Here is an 18,481-nt window from a genome sequence, read left to right on the forward strand (position 1 = left end):
ACGAAAGCAGCCGCCCCGGCGCGCGATGCGCGACTTTTTGGCGAAATCGGCATTGTCACGTATGCGCCGGTTTCCTGTCGCCAATTGATGCGCTATGCAGCGCGGGAGCCAGCAAGATACCCGAATGGGATAAGCCAGTGCGGAGGGGTTGATGAGCGACATCGAACGCGAAAGCATGGAATTCGACGTGGTTATCGTCGGTGCCGGGCCTGCCGGCCTCGCCGCCGCCATCCGCCTCAAACAGGTCAATCCCGAGCTTTCGGTTGTCATCCTGGAAAAAGGTGGCGAGGTCGGCGCGCATATCCTCTCCGGCGCCGTCGTCGATCCGATCGGCATCGACCGGCTGCTGCCGGGCTGGCGCGATGACGAGGGTCATCCTTTCAAGACGCCGGTGACGGCTGATCATTTCCTGGTGCTCGGCCCCGCCGGCTCGTTCCGCCTGCCCAACATCCTGATGCCGCCGCTGATGAACAATCACGGCAACTACATCGTCTCGCTCGGCAATGTCTGCCGCTGGCTGGCGACCAAGGCCGAGGCGCTTGGTGTCGAGATCTATCCAGGTTTTGCCGCGGCCGGCCTGCTCTACAATGAAGAAGGCGCCGTCACCGGCGTCGTCACCGGCGACATGGGCGTGGAGAAGGACGGCACGCACGGCCCGGGCTTCGCGCCGGGCATGGCGCTAATGGGCAAGTATGTGCTGATCGGTGAGGGCGCGCGCGGCTCGCTCGCCAAGCAACTGATCGCCAAATACGATCTGTCCAATGGCCGCGAGCCCGGCAAATACGGCATCGGCCTCAAGGAACTCTGGCAGGTCAAGCCGGAGAACCATCGGCCGGGCCTGGTTCAGCATTCCTTCGGCTGGCCGCTCGACATGAAGACCGGCGGCGGCTCCTTCCTCTACCATCTCGAGGACAACCAGGTGGCGGTCGGTTTCGTCCTCCATCTCAATTACAAGAATCCCTGGCTGTCGCCCTTCGAGGAATTCCAGCGCTTCAAGACCCATCCGGCGATATCAGGCACGTTCGAAGGCGCCAAGCGGCTCGGCTACGGCGCGCGCGCCATCACCGAGGGTGGCTGGCAATCGGTGCCGAAACTGTCCTTCCCAGGCGGCGCGCTGATGGGTTGCGCCGCGGGCTTCGTCAACGTGCCGCGCATCAAGGGCTCCCACAATGCGGTGCTGTCGGGAATGCTGGCGGCCGAGCATGTCGCCGAAGCGATCGGTGCCGGCCGTGCCAATGACGAGCTTTCCTCCTACGAGGCGGCGTGGCGGGCGACCGACATCGGCAAGGACCTGAAGAAGGTGCGCAACGTCAAGCCACTGTGGTCGCGCTTCGGCACCATCGTCGGCGTCGGCCTCGGCGGCCTCGACATGTGGCTGAACACGCTGTTCGGTGTCTCGCCCTTCGGCACGCTGAAGCACGGCAAGGCCGACTATGCCGCGCTCGAGCCTGCCGCCCGGCACAAGAAGATCACCTATCCGAAGCCCGATGGCGTGCTGACATTCGACCGGCTGTCTTCGGTGTTCCTGTCCAACACCAATCATGAAGAAAACGAGCCGGTCCACCTGCTGGTCGGCGACATGGACCTGCAGAAGCGTTCCGAGCACGATGTTTTTGCCGGACCCTCGACACGCTATTGTCCGGCCGGTGTCTACGAATGGGTCGACAGGGACGGCAATGCCGCGGCCGATCCCGCGGCGAAGGACGTGCGCTTCGTCATCAACGCGCAGAACTGCGTCCACTGCAAGACCTGCGACATCAAGGATCCGAACCAGAACATCAACTGGGTGCCGCCGCAAGGCGGTGAAGGGCCGGTCTACCAGAACATGTGAGCCATGGCGCCGACTGGGCCGCGTCGACCACCGGCAGCAAGGAAGCCGGCGGAGCGCCGGCCCACCAAGGCATGTAGGACGCCAGAACCGTTGAAACGGCCACCGGCTTGTGGTTCCCTTGTCTCCGGATAGGGAGAAAGACCCATGCGCCGGATCGTTCTGACATGCCTCGCCATCGGCTCCCTTTGTGCGCCGGAAGCCTTGGCCGGCACCAGGGTCGTGGTCCAGACGCGGACCTACGACATCACGGGAGGTTCGGGCGCCACCCTCGTCGACGCCATGGACAGCAAGGGCCCCAAGCACGGCTTCATGACGCATGCCATCGCCCAAACCGCCTATACCGTCGACTGGGATCTCGACGCCGGCCAGGTAAATGGCTTCTGCCGGCTGCGGCGGGTCAACGGCACGCTCAACCTCTTCTACACCTTCCCTCGCGTTGCTTCGCCCACGACGCCGGCGCTGAAAAAGCGCTGGACCCGATTCTTCGCCGGCGTTCGCGCCCATGAGGAAACCCATGGCCGCATTGCCAGAGAGATGATGCGCGCCACGGAAAGGTCGATCACCGGCCTCAGGATCGCCGACGACCCATCCTGCTACAAGACGCGCGGCGAGGCGCGGCGACGCATCAAGGTCGCCTATGCCGAATACGAGGCCAGGCAGAACGCCTTCGATCAACGAGAGCATAGAGACGGCGGCCATGTCGAACATCTGATCGCCGCCCTGATGGGAAGGCCTTGAGCGAGCGACCCGTTCATCATCCAGGGTCGATGCGGCGTCGCTTTGCTTCTCCGCTCTTTCCCGGAATTGCCCTGAGATGACGAGGAGCCTGTGTCAGCCGTGGGACCCGCTGGGCAGATCGCTCGCCGCGAGCGCCGTCGCATGCTCGTCATCAGGCTGCTTGCCGTCGGCCCGGACCGAGAACTCCACCAGCACCGGAAGATGGTCCGAGCCTGTCTCCTCGAGCCTCGATGCGCCATGGATCAGGACCGCTCCCTTGCTGAACACTTGGTCGATGGGCAAACCGGCAAAGCGTCGCAGGAAATCCGGCAACTTGATGTAGGTCCAGGTTGGTCCGGCGGACGGCATGACGGTCAGCCCGCCGAGCGAGGCGACGCGCCGCACGGCGGCGCTCCATGGCACGGCGTTGCAGTCGCCCGCCATGATGGCGGTCTCGCCGAGCGATGAGAGCGTTTCCGTGAGTTCACCGATCTGCCAGGACTGCTCGCGTGGCCACGGCCAGCTGAGATGGATCGCGGCGACATCGACGCCAATGCCGCCGAAGTCGACGGTCGCTATCGCCATGGCGCCGCGCCGCTCGCAACGCGGCTTGGTGCCGGCGGCAAAGGGCCGCCGCGAGAGCAGCGCGACGCCGAATATGCCGTTGGGGTAAGAGCAAAGAATCCGGTAGGGATATGCGCTGCCGATATAGCCGAGCTCGGTCGTCCACATCGCCGACACCTCGTCAAGGGTGATCACGTCGGGATTGGTCCGGCCGATCAGCGACAGCACCTTCTTCGGCGTCGGATTGTCGTAGCGCAGATTCATCTGCAGCAGTCGGTAGACCGCGTGGTCCTCGCTTTTGGCTTCATAGGCCGCCTGAACCGGCCACGGGCTGGGCAGGGCGTTCAAGGTGGTGGCAAAGGCCGCCACGGCGAAAAGCAGCGCCGCGGCCGCTTGCAACCGAAATGTCGTGGCCAACAGTGGCAGTGCGCAAAGCGCCATCAACACGGCCAGATGGACGCGGAAATGCGAAAAGGAGTCGAAGGCCGGATGCAGGTTGCCGAAGAACCCGGCCACCAGGGCAACCGAGATCGTCATCATCACGATGAATGCCAGTGAAGCCGCCTTGTCTCGACTGCGTCTCATTGGGTCACGTCTGCATGGGTTGCCAGATATGATACCGGCTCGGTTATCGGCAAGAATACGGCCCAATCAAGATGACGCAATGCCGCCCGGGCAACGCGCGGATCGTCTTACTGGAACGCCGTCTCCGAAAAACTCCTGAGCTTGCGCGAATGCAGCCGCTCCATCGGCATTTCGGACAGCTTCTCCATCGCCCTGATGCCGATGGTCAGATGCTGTGCCACCTGCCGCTTGTAGAATTCGGTCGCCATGCCCGGCAGCTTCAGTTCGCCATGCAGTGGTTTGTCCGAGACGCACAGCAGCGTGCCGTAAGGGACGCGGAAGCGGAAGCCATTGGCGGCTATCGTCGCCGATTCCATGTCGAGCGCGATCGCGCGTGACTGCGACAGGCGTTGCACGGGTCCGCGCTGGTCGCGCAGTTCCCAGTTGCGGTTGTCGATGGTGGCGACGGTGCCGGTGCGCATGATGCGCTTGAGGTCATAGCCGGACAGGCCGGTGACTTCGGCGACGGCCTCCTGCAATGCCACCTGGATCTCGGCCAGCGGCGGGATCGGCACCCAGACCGGAAGATCGTCGTCGAGGACATGATCCTCGCGCACATAGGCGTGCGCCAGCACGTAGTCGCCCAGCGCCTGGGTGTTGCGCAGCCCGGCGCAGTGACCGAGCATCACCCACGCATGCGGCCTCAGCACGGCGATATGGTCGGTGATCGTCTTGGCGTTGGAAGGCCCGACGCCGATATTGACCATGGTTATGCCGCCATGGTTCGGCTTCTTGAGATGATAGGCCGGCATCTGCGGCAGGCGCGGTGGCGCGACGCCTTCGCTGGGCGCGCTCTGTCCGGCCTTGGTGACGACATTGCCCGGTTCGACAAATTCGGCATAGCCGTGGCCGCCTTCCGCCATCTGCGCCCGGGCACGGGCGACGAACTCGTCGATGTAGAACTGGTAGTTGGTGAACAGCACGAAGTTCTGGAAATGCTGCGGCGTCGTCGCGGTGTAGTGAGACAGGCGGTGCAGGGAATAGTCGATGCGCTGCGCCGTGAAGGGCGCCAGCGGCCTCGGCTCGCCGAATGGCACTTCGAATGTGCCGTTGGCGATCTGGTCGTCGGTGCCGTCGAGGTCCGGTACATCGAACAGGTCGCGGATCGGCCGCTTGATGCGCTCGGCCGCCGCGCCGTCGACATGAGTGCCTTCGAGAAAGGCAAAATGCAGCGGGATGGGGGTGGTCGATTCCGACACGGTGACCGCGACGCCATGATTGCGCATGATCAGGCGCAGCTGCTCGACGAGGTAGCTTTCGAACAGGCCAGGCTGGGTGATGGTGGTCGAAAAATGCCCCGGCGTCGGCATATGCCCGTAGGCCTGCCGCGAGTCGATCTGGGTGAACGAGTTGGTGGTGACGCCGATCTCCGGATAGAAGGCGCGGTAGCGTTTGCTGTTGTCGCCGCCCGCCGCGGCAAGCGCCGCAAAGGAGTCGCGCAGGAACCTGGTGTTGCGGTCGTAAAGCGCTTGCAGCGCCGCGACGGCTTTTTCGGCGCTGTTAAAGCTTTGCCGGCCAAAAGGCTCCGGCATGACGACAGATTCGATGGCTTGAGGGTAGATTCGCTTTTCCATGTCTCAATATAGAGACTTGGACGACAGGTTGGGAGGGGTGTCGCGACCGAAGGCGGCCAAAGCGTCGTTTTTCTTCAACCGCGCTGCAGGCTGACCAGGAGCACGAAGCCGACGCCGGTCTTCTTCAGGGCCGGTGCGTCGATCGTCGAGCCGGCATCGGCACGCATCATCGGCACGGCCAGGACCGGAGCGGCCAGAACCATCAGGATGAGCACCGCCCGCGGCAGAAGCCGAAGGGTCTTGAGAGCGTTGGCGCCGATGCGGTTCATGGTGTTCTGCTTTTCTTTTCGAGATCTTGGTTCTTTGGTTCAGTTGCGAAGGTGGGTGGGGCAGCCGAGGCGGCAGGTCCTGGAGCTGGCTTCGTCCCAGGCGCGGGCCGGACGACCGGCTTCGGCGACGAGGATGGCGAAGAACATTCCAAACAGGCTCATCAGCAGGCAGACGATGGTGAAGCGGCGGGCGAGCATTGGGTCGTGTCTCCTTCAACACGCGGGAGAATGCCCGAGCGCGACTGAACCGGCTCTGATGCCGGCGTTCATCTGCGGTTCAAATTGGTTGACGGTGTTTTTGATGGCGCCGGCGTCGGCCCCGACGGTACGAGAGTGGCCGAAGCGGGCGTGCCGCGCTTCGATAAACGAAAACGGGGCCCGTCGGGGCCCCGTCGTCATCTCGCAAGCATGCGGCAGATCAGAGCTTGTGCCAGGTCTGGCTCTTGCAGATCAGCCCGCCGAGCACGCAGCCGCTCATCTTGAGCGAAGTGCCGGAAACCGACGCTTTGCCCGAATAGGTCTTGTCGCTTTCCGGGTCGGTTATGGTGCCAGTATACTTGTTGTCACCGGCCACCTTGAACGAGCCGATGTTCTTGCCGGCATATTTGCCCGACTTCAGCGTGATGGAAAACGTACTGCCGCCGCCCGTGATGGCGGCCGTTGAGCCGGCCTGGGTTTTCCAGTTGCCTTCGATCGGATCAGCCCACGCCGCACCCGCCATGATCAACGTGGCCGCAAGTGCCAGGCTCACTTTTCGAAACATGCTCTTCCTCCCTTTGGATATCCGGCTGGATGCTCCGCCTCGCCGGTCTGCCGTTTACGCAAACGTAAGTTAATCCAGCTCCCGGCAAAACAAAAGCGGTGCCGCTGCGGAAGACTTCGGGATTTTAAAGCGTCTGAATGCGCCCCGTTGGCGAGAAACTGAAACGATCGGCACATTGGCTTTGTCTCTCGTGGTTAGCGGAGTGTTGATGTCAGCCGCTAAAATTTTCGTCGAATTTTGTGCAAACGGGCTGAGTTGCTGGCTTCGTATCCTTAACGAATTCCGCGTTTACCTCTTGTTTTAGCTTTGTTTTCCTCAAATTAAGCACGCCATTTAACGACGGATTCAAGCCTGCACGGCATTCTCGAAAGCATCGAAAGAGCGGCCCGGCAAGACAAACGGAGGCAGCTCTCGGGAGCCAGACAGGGCCAGAACAGGGGATTGAAAATGGCACGTTTTGAAATGCTTGAAGCAGGCTTCGGCGCCATGGGGGCAACTGCCCAGGCCGACATTCTTTTTGAGCTGGGAATGATGTATGCGACTGGCCGCGATTGCGAGACCGATGTCGTTGCCGCCCACAAATGGTTCAACATTGCCGCCATCAAGGGTTCGGCCCGCGCCGCGGAATTGCGCTCGGAACTGTCGGCCGCCATGTCGAAGGTGGAGATTGCCAAGGCGCTGCGCGAAGCCCGCGAATGGATGACCATGCACTGAGATCCGTCCACAGACCTATCGAAGACAGGGAAGCTCCGGGATCAAGACCGCACAGACGGCCAGACCCGGCGGAATAGAAGGCCGCGCAAGACGGTCAACGACGTAAGGAAAAGAACGCGGCAGGCCAGCAAGGCCGATCCGTGCGACACGGGGAAGGCGAGCGGGATTTTTTGGCGCGGCGCGCTTGGAAATTGCTCGACGGCAAAAGAGCCATGACCAGCCGGAACAAGGCTGGCATGGCTTTTTGGCGTGGCTGAGGTCACGCAGGCCCAATCGAGTGCCGCCAATGCGCCTAGACAGGCCCAGCGAAGGATGAAATTGTCCCGCCTCTCTGGAAGAAGCGCGGCCGGGGCGGCCGCGCGTGAGTGGAGGAGTTCTATTGTCATGAAGAAAACGAGTATTTTGAGCGCGGCCGTTTTTGGCCTGATGATGAGTGCGCCGGTCGCGTTCGCCGACGACATCACCTTTTCGGTGGTCGGCCCGATGACCGGGCAGCTCGCCACCATCGGCGATCAGTTCAAGCAGGGCGCACAGGCCGCTGCCGACGCGATCAACGCGGCAGGCGGTGTCGGTGGTCGCCAGATCAAGCTCGACATCGAGGACGACCAGTGTGATCCCAAGCAGGCCGTGTCGGTCGCCAACCGCATCGTGGCCGATGGCGTCAAGTTCATCGACGGTCATGCTTGCTCGGGCTCGAGTATTCCGGCCTCTGCTGTCTATGCCGAAGCCGGCGCCCTGATGATGAGCCCGGCCTCTTCGAACCCGGTGCTGACCGACGCGGCGGCCAAGGCCGGCTGGCCGACCATCATGCGCCTCTATACGCGTGACGATGCGCAGGGCGCCTTCATCGGCCCGTGGATCGCCAAGAAGTACGCCGGCAAGAACGTCGTCGTCCTGCACGACAAGAGCGCCTACGGACAGGGCGTGGCTGACGCCGTCAAGGCAACCATGAATGCCGGCGGCCTCAAGGAGGTGGACTACGAAGGCATCAATGCTGGCGAGAAGGATTACTCGGCCCTCGTCACCAAGCTGAAGGATCTGAAGGCCGACGTCGTCTATTTCGGCGGCTACCACCCTGAGGCTGGCCTGATCCTGCGCCAGTCGGCGGAGCAGAACGTCAAGTTCCAGCTGATCATGCCGGATTCGATCGCCTCGCCGGAATTCTGGCAGGTTGCCGGCCCGGCCGGCGAAGGCACCATGTTCGTATTCCCGTCGGATCCGCAGGCAAAGCCTGAAGCCAAGGCCGCGGTCGAGAAGATCAAGGCGAGCGGCTTCGTGCCGGAAGGCTTCACGCTGTTCTCCTATGCCGTGATCCAGGCCTTCGCCGAGGGCGTCAAGCGCGCCGGCAGCGACGATCCGGCCAAGGTTGCCGAAGCGTTGAAGAACGGCACGCCGATCAGCACGGTTGTCGGTGATGTCACCTTCGACGAGAAGGGCGATCTCAAGAATGCCAGCTACGACATCAACCAGTGGCACGACGGCAAATACGCGCCGATCGCGCAGTAATCGCTGACGTCGCTCCGGCGACCAGATAACCAGAGAAATGGCCGGGTTCATCCCGGCCATTTGTCATTGAAGAGATACTGGCTGACGCAGACGCGGTTGACGGCATTAACCACCGTCCGACAAGGCGGCGCCAAAACCCATGTGGCGGGTTTACCCCATGGAAGATCGCCAACACAGATTTATTGTCACGTGGAGACCGGCGGAACGTGGGCCGTTTGGGACCGCATCACCGATGCTCCGGCAAGCTTGGGAGGACGTGAGCCACTTGGCTGCACATCCCAGCGAGCAAACGTTGCGGAAAGCGTGCTGACGCGAATCTGCGATGACGGATTGGATGCGCTCGCCGTTCGCATATCAGGAATAGCCGTCGGCGTTTCACTTTCGGCCTGGTCTTCTCGACCCGGACCTTGTCGCCAATCTCCCTGGTCATGGCGAACGCGTTGGCCTTGTCCTTCGCAATCAGCACAGTTTGCCAATGCGGCGCCGCGAACGCGTTTGGGATAGATCGCCCCTGATAAGCTTTATCGCAATTTAACTAATGTAGGACACTCTACTGGAAGGCATTCTACCGACTGCGGGAGGATTGGAATGACTGAGCTTATCGACGACGAAGATGTGCTTCCCAAAATCCGCCCAACCGCCCGCTGGCGCGCTGTGGCTTTGACGGCAATACAGTTTGCACCACCGGCCATCTCAATAGGATGTGCCATCCTGGCCGGTTATTTCACGTATAGAGGCGCCAACCAAAAACCGCCCGCGGACGTCGCGGCGCTGGCCGTGTCAATACTAAGATCAGGGGATGCCTCCCCCGAAATGAGAGATTGGGCAACGGAGGCTCTGGGAATACAGACCGACATTCGAATGCCGGCCAGATTTGTCCAGCAATGACAGGTCGGGAACTTGCGCCAAGGCAACCCGACGAACTTTGCCGCGTGACGACGACGATTGGATCGTGGCCGGGTTAGTCCCTGCTATTCTTGCTTGCGATCCGTCGTCCGCTTCCGAACGGTCAGTTCGCAGCAGCGGTCGAAGCGCTCGGCTCCTCGACGAATCGCACCAGCACTGTCCCGTCGGTCACCTGTGCTCCCTCGGCCGCGATCTCGGCGATCACTCCGTCGTGCGGCGCGGCGATGGTGTGCTCCATCTTCATCGCCTCGAGGATCAGCAGCGGCTGGCCCTTGGTCACGGCATCGCCTCGTGCCGCACGCACCAGCTTGACCAGCCCGGGCATCGGCGCACGCAGGCTGCCGGTGGCGCCAGCCGCCTCATCGGCTCTCGCCAACGGGTCCGTGACTGTGAAAGTATAGCCGACGGCGCCTTCGAATACGGTGACGTGGCCTGGCCAGAGGGCGAGGCCAGGAACGGCGCGAAGATCATGCGAATTGGTGCTGTCATAGGGTGCATCGAGCGCCACCTGGAACCGCCCGTCCGGCCGCATCGAAACCCGCGCCACGATATCATCTTCGCCGAATTTCAGCCGTGAGCGCCGCGCCACGCTGTGGAAATGCGCATAGCCAGCAAGCGAAGACCATGGCTCGTTGGACAGTGGCAGTGCTCCCGCGCCAGAGGCCGCAAGGGCGGCCGCGGCGATGGTTCCGCCGCTCGGCGGCGCGACCTCGGTCAGCGCCGGCTGGTGCCTGGCGATCAGGCCGGTATCGACATCGCCTGCGGAAAAGTCCGGATCAGCGACAAGAGCGGCGAGAAAGGCGGTGTTGACGGTCGAGCCGGCGATCTCGGTTCGCGACAGCGCGGCGCCGAGCGCCTTCAGCGCCGTCGGTCTGTCCTTTGCGTGGACGACCAGCTTGGCGATCATCGGATCGTAGTAGGGTGAGATGGCATCGCCGGCCCGCACGCCGGTCTCGATGCGCATGGTAGCGCCTTCGGGAGCGGCGTCCGGAAATTTCAGATGGTGCAGCGTGCCAGTCGCGGGCAAAAACCCTTTCGCCGCATCCTCGGCGTAGATGCGCGCCTCGAAGGCATGGCCGTCGAGCGTGATCTCGCTTTGCGTCTTCGGCAGTTTCTCGCCGGAAGCGACCTTGAGCTGCCACTCGACCAGATCGGTGCCGGTGACCATTTCGGTCACGGGGTGCTCGACCTGCAGGCGGGTGTTCATTTCCATGAACCAGAAGCGGTCGGCTTTCAGGCCTTGCGAGGCATCGACGATGAACTCGACGGTGCCGGCGCCGGAATAGCCGATCGCCTTGGCGGCTTTTACCGCCGCCTCCGTCATCGCCTTGCGCAGCGCTTCCGTCATGCCGGGGGCAGGAGCCTCCTCGATCACCTTCTGGTGGCGGCGCTGCGCCGAGCAGTCGCGCTCATAGAGGTGAACCGCATTGCCGAAATTGTCGCCGAACACCTGCACTTCGATGTGCCGCGGCTTGTCGACATATTTTTCGACCAGCACGCGGTCGTCGCCGAAGGCGGCCTTTGCCTCGCGCCGCGCGCCGGACAGAGCCTCGGAAAACTCATCGGGATGCTCGACCCGCCGCATGCCCTTGCCGCCGCCGCCGGCGCGCGCCTTGATCAGCACGGGATAGCCGATCTCGCGCGCCTTGGAGGCAAGCAGCACGATCTCCTGCGCCTCGCCATGATAGCCCGGCACCACCGGCACACCGGCCTCTTCCATCAGCCGCTTGGCGGCGTCCTTCAGTCCCATGGCGCGGATCGAGGCCGCCGACGGGCCGATGAAGGTGAGCCCCGCTGCTTCCACCTGGTCGACGAAATCGGGGTTTTCCGACAGGAAGCCGTAACCGGGATGAATGGCCTGCGCGCCCGTCGCCAGCGCCGCGGCGACAATCCTGTCGCCGCGCAGATAGCTTTCGCCAACAGGCGAGGCGCCGATATGAACCGCCTCGTCGGCCATCTCGACATGCAGGGATGTCGCGTCGGCATCCGAATAGACGGCGACAGTGCGCACGCCGAGCTTTCGTGCCGTGCGAATGACACGGCATGCGATCTCGCCCCGATTGGCGATCAGGATCTTGCCGAACATGGAGCCTCCCGGGTTTGCCTCGGCCGGCGCCAGCCTGGCAGGCGCCTGCCTATTTGGAAGCGGCGATCTCGCAGGCGCCGCCATTCGTCACCTTGTAGTGCGCGCGCGTGGCCAGGCAGGATTTCATGGCCAGCTCCTCCGCCACCTTTTGCGACGGCGCATTCAGGTGCGCGCCGCAGAGAATGTACAGCGAGACCACCCTGGAATACGGCGTGGTGGCGTAGGCGGAATGGCCGCTGGCCGCCACATAGGCCTTGTATGCCTTGGTGCATGGCGACTTCGGATCGCCACTCAAAGCTGGCGGGAACCGTTTGTCTCCCTCGCTTCCCGTCAGCGTGCCGGCCATGCCGGCGCTGGGGACCGCCGCCATCAGCAAGCCCGCGAATATCGTGGTGGCTACTTGTTTGCCGGTCCTGGATTTCATTCTGCTCCCCCCATTCAGAAAAAAGTCTCGGCTGGTTGCCTACTTCGACGCCGAGACCGCGCAGCCGCCGCTTGCGGTCTTGAGCTTCCACCTGGTCAAGCCGGCCTGGCAGTTGCGCAGCGCCATCTCTCCCGCTGCCTTCTGGGAGGGCGCGTTGAGCTTCGAGCCGCAGACAATGTAGAGGTCGACAACGCGCGAATAAAAGGTCGTGGCGTAGGCCGAATGACCGCTCGCCGCGACATAGGCCTTGTAGGCAACATTGCATTCGCTCTTCGGATCCGAGCCTCGAGTTGCAGGAAAACGCACGTCTCCCTCGCTGCCCGCAAGCGATCCGGCTGCGCAAGCGCCTACTGTTGCTACGATCAGCAGTCCGGCCAGCGTCGATACGGCTGTCCGTTTGATGGTCTTGGATTGCATTCTGTTTCCCCCAGGAAGAAGCTTGCGGTCTGAAGCCTATTTGGACGCAGCGATGCTGCAGGCTCCGGCCGTGGAAACTTTCCACTTTTTCAGACCCGCTTCGCACAATTTCAATGCCTTGGCCTCCGCCGCTTGCTGCGACGATGCGTTTAGGGAGACACCGCAGATCGTATATTCCGCCGACCAGTTGAACGGCGTCATTGCGTAGGCGGAATGACCGCGCGCTGCGATATACTCGTTGTAATTCTTGCCGCAGCCCCCCGTGGTACCCGACGCTCGATAGACCGGGAAGCGGACGTGCCCCTTGCTTCCCGCGAGCGATTCCGCCGAACTGACGCCCGTCGTCGTTAATATTAGAAATCCTGCAAATATCGACGACGCCGACGTGCGGCAATATTTCAGTTTCATTTCCGCCCTGTCCCCATTGCACTGAGCAAGATAAGCAGTAGCGAATATTTTGCTTCCACACCAGTTCGTTGGCGGAGATTCTTGGCTGCCTATGCTGGGGAATCGATTGGTCCATTCAGTTCAGCCTTCTCGCAAGGCAGCAACGGCCTGCCGGTATAGTTCGGCCATTTGACCGTCGAAGCAGCAGAAAATAACGGTCTCCGGCATTTTCTTCTGTTCGATGAATATGCTGACCGTGCTGGCAGCGACTTCTGCCGCCTCATCCTTCGGATAGCGGTAGACACCGGTGGAGATCGCCGGAAACGCCACTGTGCGGCAGTCATTGGTGGCGGCAAGTTCCAGCGAACGGCGATAGCAGGAGGCCAGCAGTTCGGCTTCGCCCTTGCCGCCGCCCTGCCAGACTGGCCCGACCGTGTGGATGATATGTCGAGCCGGCAGCCTGTAGCCCTTGGTGATCTTGGCTTCGCCAACCTTGCATCCATTCAGCATCCGGCATTCGAACTCGAGTTCACGTCCGGCTGCGCGGTGAATGGCACCATCGACCCCGCCACCACCCAGCAGCGAAGAATTGGCGGCGTTGACGATGGCATCGACGTCAAGCTTCGTGATGTCACCGATGTGGATGCGGATCCTGTCGCCGATGCCGTCCATGTCACATCCTGAACACGCCGAAGCGCGTGTCCTCGATCTCGGCGTTGAGCGCGGCGGAAAGGCTGAGCGCCAGCACGTCGCGGGTCTTGGCCGGATCGATGATGCCGTCGTCCCAAAGGCGGGCGGACGAGTAGAGCGGATGGCCCTCATGCTCGTATTTCATCAGGATCGGCTTCTTGAATTTCGCCTCTTCCTCGGCACTCCAGGCGCCGCCCTTGCGCTCGATGCCCTCGCGCTTGACCATGGCGAGCACCGTCGCCGCCTGTTCGCCGCCCATCACCGAGATGCGGGCGTTTGGCCACATCCACAGGAAGCGCGGCGAGTAGGCGCGGCCGCACATGCCATAGTTGCCGGCGCCGAACGAACCGCCGATGATGACGGTCACCTTCGGCACCCTGGCGGTGGCCACCGCCATCACCAGCTTGGCGCCGTCCTTGGCGATGCCGCCAGCTTCGTATTTCCTGCCGACCATGAAGCCGGTGATGTTTTGCAGGAAGACCAGCGGAATCTTGCGCTGGCAGCACAATTCGATGAAGTGCGCGCCCTTCAGCGCGCTTTCGGAAAACAGCACGCCGTTGTTGGCGATGATGCCGACCGGCATGCCATGCAGATGGGCGAAGCCGGTGATCAGCGTCGTGCCGTAGTTCTGCTTGAACTCGTCGAATTCGGAGCCGTCGGCGATGCGCGCGATCACCTCGCGCACGTCATAGGGCTGGCGCAGATCGGTTGGCACGACGCCGTAGAGTTCGTCCGCTGGATGAAGCGGTGGAATCGATTTCTGTAAGTTCAGGCTTACGGTCTTGTTCCGATTCAGGTTCTTGACGATGCGCCGGCAGATGGCGAGTGCATGTTCGTCGTCCAGCGCATAGTGGTCGGCGACGCCGGAAAGCCTTGTGTGCACATCGGCACCACCAAGATCCTCGGCGCTGACGTCCTCGCCGGTGGCCGCCTTCACCAGCGGCGGACCGCCGAGGAAGATGGTCGCCTGATTGCGCACCATGATCGTCTCGTCCGACATCGCCGGCACATAGGCGCCGCCCGCCGTGCAGGAACCCATGACGCAGGCGATCTGCGGGATGCCGGCGGCCGACATGTTTGCCTGGTTGTAGAAGATGCGGCCGAAATGCTCGCGGTCGGGAAACACCTCGTCCTGGTTGGGCAGATTGGCGCCGCCGCTGTCGACCAGATAGATACAGGGCAAATTGTTCTGCAGTGCGATCTCCTGCGCCCGCAGATGCTTCTTCACCGTTAGCGGATAATAGGTGCCGCCCTTCACCGTGGCGTCGTTGACGACGACCATCACTTCGGTTCCTTCGACGCGGCCGATGCCGGCGATCATGCCGGCCGACGAAATCTCCTCGCCATACATCGACCACGCGGCGAACTGGCCGATCTCAAGGAAGGGCGAGCCGGTGTCGAGCAATTGGGCGAGGCGTTCGCGCGGCAACAGCTTGCCGCGCGAGACGTGACGCTCGCGCGCTTCGTCCGAGCCGCCGCGCTCGACGGTTGCGGCTTTCTCGGCGATGTCGGCGACCAGTGCCCGCATGCGTTCGGCATTGGCGCGGAAGGTGTCGGAGGAGGGGGATATCTGGGTCTGGAGCGTGGCCATTCTATACCCTCTCCGCCATGATCTCGCGCCCGATCAGCCAGCGGCGGATTTCGCTGGTACCGGCGCCGATCTCATAGAGCTTGGCGTCGCGCAGCAAGCGGCCGGTCGGATAGTCGTTGATATAGCCATTGCCGCCGAGCAGCTGCAGCGCGTCGAGCGCCATCAGCGTCGCCTTCTCTGCGGCAAACAGCACGCAGCCGGCGGCATCCTTGCGCGTCGTCTGGCCGCGATCGCAGGCGGCGGCCACGGCATAGACATAGGCGCGCGCGGCGTTCATCGTCGTGTACATATCGGCCAGCTTGCCTTGCACCAGCTGGAACTCGCCGATCGCCTGGCCGAACTGCTTGCGCTCGTGCACATAGGGGATCGCCACGTCGAGGCACGCCGCCATCAGGCCGATCGGGCCGCCGGCGAGCACCGTGCGCTCATAGTCGAGGCCCGACATCAGCACCTCGACGCCGCGTCCTTCCTCGTGCAGCACATTGTCGAACGGCACCTCGACATTCTCGAACACCAGCTCGCCGGTGTTGGAGCCGCGCATGCCGAGCTTGTCGAGTTTTTGTGCCACGGAGAAACCGGCCATTGCCTTTTCCACGATAAAGGCGGTGATGCCGCGCGATTTCCGCTCCGGATCGGTCTTGGCATAGACGACAAGCGTCTCGGCGTCCGGCCCGTTGGTGATCCACATCTTGGTGCCGTTGAGCACATAGCGGTCATTGCGCTTTTCGGCGTGCAGCTTGAGCGAGACGACATCCGAGCCGGCACCGGATTCCGACATTGCCAGCGCGCCGACGCGTTCGCCCGAGCACAGCGGCGGCAGGAATCTTTCCTTCTGCGCCGGCGTTGCCCAGCGGTTGATCTGATTGACGCAGAGATTGGAGTGGGCGCCGTAGGAGAGGCCGACCGAAGCCGAAGCCCGGGAAATCTCTTCCACTGCGATTACATGGGCAAGATAGCCCATGCCGCTGCCGCCGAAATCGGGGTCGGCGGTAATGCCGAGCAGGCCGAGCGCCCCGAGTTCGCGCCACAGATGCGCCGGGAATTCGTTCGAGCGATCGATATCGGCGGCGATAGGCGCGATCCTGTCCTGGGCGAAGCGCCGCGCCATGTCGCGCAGTGCCTCGATATCCTCGTCATGCCCGAAGCTGAGCGTGTTCGTGTACATGTCGTTCCTCCTGCCGCATGACCCCGAAAATCGATTTTGATTTTCGGAAAGGGATCATGCGCGAAACAAAAATTCTACAGTGTCCTTTGCGCGTCTAAAAAGACGCGCGGCGCTGTAGCGGATGCCGCGCCGACCAGGCGCATTGTCATTGAAAGATATGTCGCCGTCACTTCAGCGATCGACAGCCGCTCGCCCGGCCGAAACCAGACGATGACCCCGGTCATCATCTGGATCAGCGCCATGGCCGTCAGTCCGGTGTCGTCGATGCTGAAGGCATCAGCCTCGGCGCCATCGCGCAGGATGGCGCGCAGTTCCTTTTCGTAGGCGGTGCGCATGCGCAGGATCTGTGTCAGCCTTTCGGGCGACAGGCTGCGCAATTCCATGTTCGACACATGCGTGGCCTGCCGACGTTCGATATGGAAAGCGATATGGTTTTCAACATAGGCTGAAAGCCGTTGTGCCGGGCCCGCATTGGCCGGCCTGGCCGCTTCCCACGTTTTGGCCAGGCCCTCCATGTGCTCTCGCATCAGCGTGTACAGAAGATCTTCCTTGGTCGGGAAATAGCGGTAGAGCGCGGCTGCCTGCACGCCGACTTCGGCGGCAAGCTGGCGCATCGACATCGCCTCGTAGCCAAAACGCGCGATCAGGTTGACGGCCGCCTCGCGGATCGCCGCTTCGGTCTTTTCGCCATCGGATCCGGTGGTGCGCGCCATATCAGCCCCTTCCTGCGACAGTAATAAAACGAACGTTCAATTAATTCAAGGCGCCCGAACCAAATTCACCATCATGCAACAATCCTGAACCCAACAAGAGCGTTGCCGGCTGCCAATTCCTCGACGTCGACCCTGGAAACCGAAGCCCCGGACGGTCCTTTCCAGAGGCGTTCGATCATTGTCGAGACCGCTTCGTCGAGGCCTGCAATCTGGGCCGTTACAGATCCGTCCGCTTCATTACGAACCCAGCCCGCAAGACCAAGGCTTGTGGCCTCGCCCCGAACCCAGAGTCTGAAGCCGACGCCTTGCACGTTGCCGAGGACGCGCGCCCGCACTTTCCTGCGATGACCAGCCATGAATCTCTCCAAGCCTGTCGCCCTGGAATCTGGCGCATGGCTCAGGGAATGCAACCTGGGAATTGCGCGCAAAACGCAATAGCTGGGCTCTCTGGTTTTTGAAATTTAATTGACTCAGTCCATTAATTTTGGAAAATTCAATTGCCTTGTCGGAAGGTTGGATGCAGATGTTGGACGAACGCAACGCATTAGTGGCGCAGATACGCCACTTCAACCGGTTCTACACCCGCACCGTCGGCCTTCTCGACGAGACCCTGACACAGAGCGCGTTCACCTTGACCGAGGCGCGCGTGCTGTTCGAGTTGGGCCATCACAGCAGCCCCGCTGCTCCCGAAATCGCCGGCGAGCGAGGGTTCCTGGCCGGAGCCTTTCGGTTGGAGAACGGCCCGGCGGCGTCCGAAATCGCCAGGCAATTGCGTGTCGATGCGGCTTATCTGACGCGGATTCTGCGGAAGTTTGCGGGCGAGGGGCTGACCGAGGCCCGAACGGATCCGGCCGACCGGCGCCGAAGGGTTCTCTCGTTGACGCCCAGGGGCGAGGCAGCGCTTGCAAGCCTTCAGGCGGCGGCCGATCGCGACACCGCGCGGCTGATCGAAAACGTGCCCGACGGCAGGTTGCATGAACTGGGCAGCGCGTTGCGCAAGGCAGGGGAATTGCTGGGTGATCCTGCCTGCGGGAATGACGCAGTGACGCTGCGGCCGCACGGTGTCGGCGACGTCGGCTGGGTCGTGCAGCGGCAGGCCCAGCTCTATGCCGAGGAATATGGCTGGAACATCGAGTTCGAAGCCATGCTCGCCGAGATAGGTGCCGATTTCATCCGCAATTTCGTGCCTGGGCGCGATTTCTGCTGGATCGCCGAACGCGGCGGCGAGCCGGTCGGCGCGGTGTTCCTGGTCCATCTGGACGACGAGGTTGCGAAGCTGAGGATGCTGCATGTCGAGGCGGCGGCTCGCGGCCTGGGCATCGGCAAACGCCTGGTCGCGGAGTGCGTGAACCAGGCCCGCGCCTGCGGTTACGTCAGGCTCATCCTATGGACCAACGACATTCTCGTCGCGGCGCGCGCGATCTACGAGCGCGCCGGCTTCAAGCTGGTCTCGCAGGAGCGCCATCACAGTTTCGGCAAGGAGCTGACCGGTCAGACCTGGGAACTGGATTTGTGAGCTTCGTATGCGGCGGTTTGCCTA

Annotated in this window: 20 protein-coding genes; 6 read left to right on the forward strand and 14 right to left on the reverse strand. The window is 62.5% G+C overall.

What is annotated here, in order from left to right; translation table 11 throughout:
- The first annotated feature begins 151 nt into the window (after positions 1-151).
- Positions 152-1,831: an electron transfer flavoprotein-ubiquinone oxidoreductase gene (locus OOJ09_RS03330; RefSeq protein ID WP_269903812.1), complete on the forward strand. Its 1,680-nt coding sequence runs from the start codon at positions 152-154 to the stop codon at positions 1,829-1,831.
- Positions 1,832-1,975: 144 nt separating this feature from the next.
- Entirely contained in the window at positions 1,976-2,569 is a 594-nt protein-coding gene (locus tag OOJ09_RS03335; protein ID WP_269903813.1) for a DUF922 domain-containing Zn-dependent protease, read from the forward strand.
- A 93-nt stretch (positions 2,570-2,662) separates the two neighbouring features.
- Here the strand turns inward: OOJ09_RS03335 and OOJ09_RS03340 are convergent, their stop codons facing one another.
- From OOJ09_RS03340 to OOJ09_RS03360, 5 genes are all read right to left on the reverse strand, one after another.
- Positions 2,663-3,697: an endonuclease/exonuclease/phosphatase family protein gene (locus OOJ09_RS03340; RefSeq protein WP_269903814.1), complete on the reverse strand. Its 1,035-nt coding sequence runs from the start codon at positions 3,695-3,697 to the stop codon at positions 2,663-2,665.
- Positions 3,698-3,804: 107 nt separating this feature from the next.
- Positions 3,805-5,310, reverse strand: a complete 1,506-nt coding sequence (locus tag OOJ09_RS03345; protein ID WP_269903815.1) for an AMP nucleosidase — start codon at positions 5,308-5,310, stop codon at positions 3,805-3,807.
- Positions 5,311-5,384: 74 nt separating this feature from the next.
- Positions 5,385-5,579 (reverse strand): hypothetical protein, encoded by a 195-nt coding sequence (locus OOJ09_RS03350; protein ID WP_269903816.1) that lies wholly within the window; start codon positions 5,577-5,579, stop codon positions 5,385-5,387.
- 39 nt (positions 5,580-5,618) lie between these two features.
- On the reverse strand, positions 5,619-5,777 hold the full coding sequence (locus tag OOJ09_RS03355; protein ID WP_269903817.1) for a hypothetical protein: 159 nt from the start codon (positions 5,775-5,777) through the stop codon (positions 5,619-5,621).
- A gap of 220 nt (positions 5,778-5,997) precedes the next feature.
- Complete coding sequence (locus tag OOJ09_RS03360; RefSeq protein WP_269903818.1) at positions 5,998-6,342, reverse strand: DUF2147 domain-containing protein; 345 nt, start codon at positions 6,340-6,342, stop codon at positions 5,998-6,000.
- 447 nt (positions 6,343-6,789) lie between these two features.
- On the opposite strand from OOJ09_RS03360, the gene OOJ09_RS03365 reads away from it, so the two are divergent.
- The 3 genes from OOJ09_RS03365 (at position 6,790) to OOJ09_RS03375 (ending at position 9,450) form a co-directional block, all read left to right on the forward strand.
- Positions 6,790-7,056 carry a sel1 repeat family protein gene (locus OOJ09_RS03365; RefSeq protein ID WP_010915070.1) on the forward strand — a complete coding sequence of 89 codons (267 nt, stop codon included), beginning with the start codon at positions 6,790-6,792 and terminating at the stop codon, positions 7,054-7,056.
- 384 nt (positions 7,057-7,440) lie between these two features.
- Positions 7,441-8,562 (forward strand): ABC transporter substrate-binding protein, encoded by a 1,122-nt coding sequence (locus tag OOJ09_RS03370; RefSeq protein ID WP_269903819.1) that lies wholly within the window; start codon positions 7,441-7,443, stop codon positions 8,560-8,562.
- Positions 8,563-9,150: 588 nt separating this feature from the next.
- On the forward strand, positions 9,151-9,450 hold the full coding sequence (locus OOJ09_RS03375) for a hypothetical protein (protein ID WP_269903820.1): 300 nt from the start codon (positions 9,151-9,153) through the stop codon (positions 9,448-9,450).
- A gap of 121 nt (positions 9,451-9,571) precedes the next feature.
- Here the strand turns inward: OOJ09_RS03375 and OOJ09_RS03380 are convergent, their stop codons facing one another.
- The 9 genes from OOJ09_RS03380 to OOJ09_RS03420 all read right to left on the reverse strand — a co-directional run bounded on the left by OOJ09_RS03380 (position 9,572) and on the right by OOJ09_RS03420 (position 17,297).
- Entirely contained in the window at positions 9,572-11,554 is a 1,983-nt protein-coding gene (locus tag OOJ09_RS03380; protein ID WP_269903821.1) for an acetyl/propionyl/methylcrotonyl-CoA carboxylase subunit alpha, read from the reverse strand.
- A 49-nt stretch (positions 11,555-11,603) separates the two neighbouring features.
- Positions 11,604-11,978, reverse strand: coding sequence for a hypothetical protein (locus OOJ09_RS03385; protein ID WP_269903822.1), 375 nt, complete (start codon positions 11,976-11,978; stop codon positions 11,604-11,606).
- Positions 11,979-12,017: 39 nt separating this feature from the next.
- Positions 12,018-12,395: a hypothetical protein gene (locus tag OOJ09_RS03390; protein ID WP_269903823.1), complete on the reverse strand. Its 378-nt coding sequence runs from the start codon at positions 12,393-12,395 to the stop codon at positions 12,018-12,020.
- Between the two features lie 36 nt (positions 12,396-12,431).
- Positions 12,432-12,803, reverse strand: a complete 372-nt coding sequence (locus OOJ09_RS03395; RefSeq protein WP_269903824.1) for a hypothetical protein — start codon at positions 12,801-12,803, stop codon at positions 12,432-12,434.
- Positions 12,804-12,923: 120 nt separating this feature from the next.
- Positions 12,924-13,454, reverse strand: coding sequence for an O-acetyl-ADP-ribose deacetylase (locus OOJ09_RS03400; protein ID WP_269903825.1), 531 nt, complete (start codon positions 13,452-13,454; stop codon positions 12,924-12,926).
- Position 13,455: 1 nt separating this feature from the next.
- Positions 13,456-15,063, reverse strand: coding sequence for a carboxyl transferase domain-containing protein (locus tag OOJ09_RS03405; protein WP_269903826.1), 1,608 nt, complete (start codon positions 15,061-15,063; stop codon positions 13,456-13,458).
- Position 15,064: 1 nt separating this feature from the next.
- A complete protein-coding gene (locus OOJ09_RS03410) occupies positions 15,065-16,228 on the reverse strand; it encodes an isovaleryl-CoA dehydrogenase (protein ID WP_269903827.1) in 1,164 nt (387 codons plus the stop codon).
- Positions 16,229-16,302: 74 nt separating this feature from the next.
- Positions 16,303-16,941 (reverse strand): TetR/AcrR family transcriptional regulator, encoded by a 639-nt coding sequence (locus OOJ09_RS03415; RefSeq protein ID WP_269903828.1) that lies wholly within the window; start codon positions 16,939-16,941, stop codon positions 16,303-16,305.
- Between the two features lie 71 nt (positions 16,942-17,012).
- Positions 17,013-17,297 (reverse strand): acylphosphatase, encoded by a 285-nt coding sequence (locus OOJ09_RS03420; RefSeq protein WP_269903829.1) that lies wholly within the window; start codon positions 17,295-17,297, stop codon positions 17,013-17,015.
- Positions 17,298-17,464: 167 nt separating this feature from the next.
- Here OOJ09_RS03420 and OOJ09_RS03425 point away from each other — a divergent pair, with 167 nt between their 5' ends.
- Complete coding sequence (locus tag OOJ09_RS03425; RefSeq protein WP_269904060.1) at positions 17,465-18,457, forward strand: bifunctional helix-turn-helix transcriptional regulator/GNAT family N-acetyltransferase; 993 nt, start codon at positions 17,465-17,467, stop codon at positions 18,455-18,457.
- Positions 18,458-18,481: the final 24 nt, after the last annotated feature.

The sequence above is a fragment of the Mesorhizobium qingshengii genome, from assembly GCF_027563465.1.
GTDB classification, from domain to species: domain Bacteria; phylum Pseudomonadota; class Alphaproteobacteria; order Rhizobiales; family Rhizobiaceae; genus Mesorhizobium; species Mesorhizobium qingshengii_A.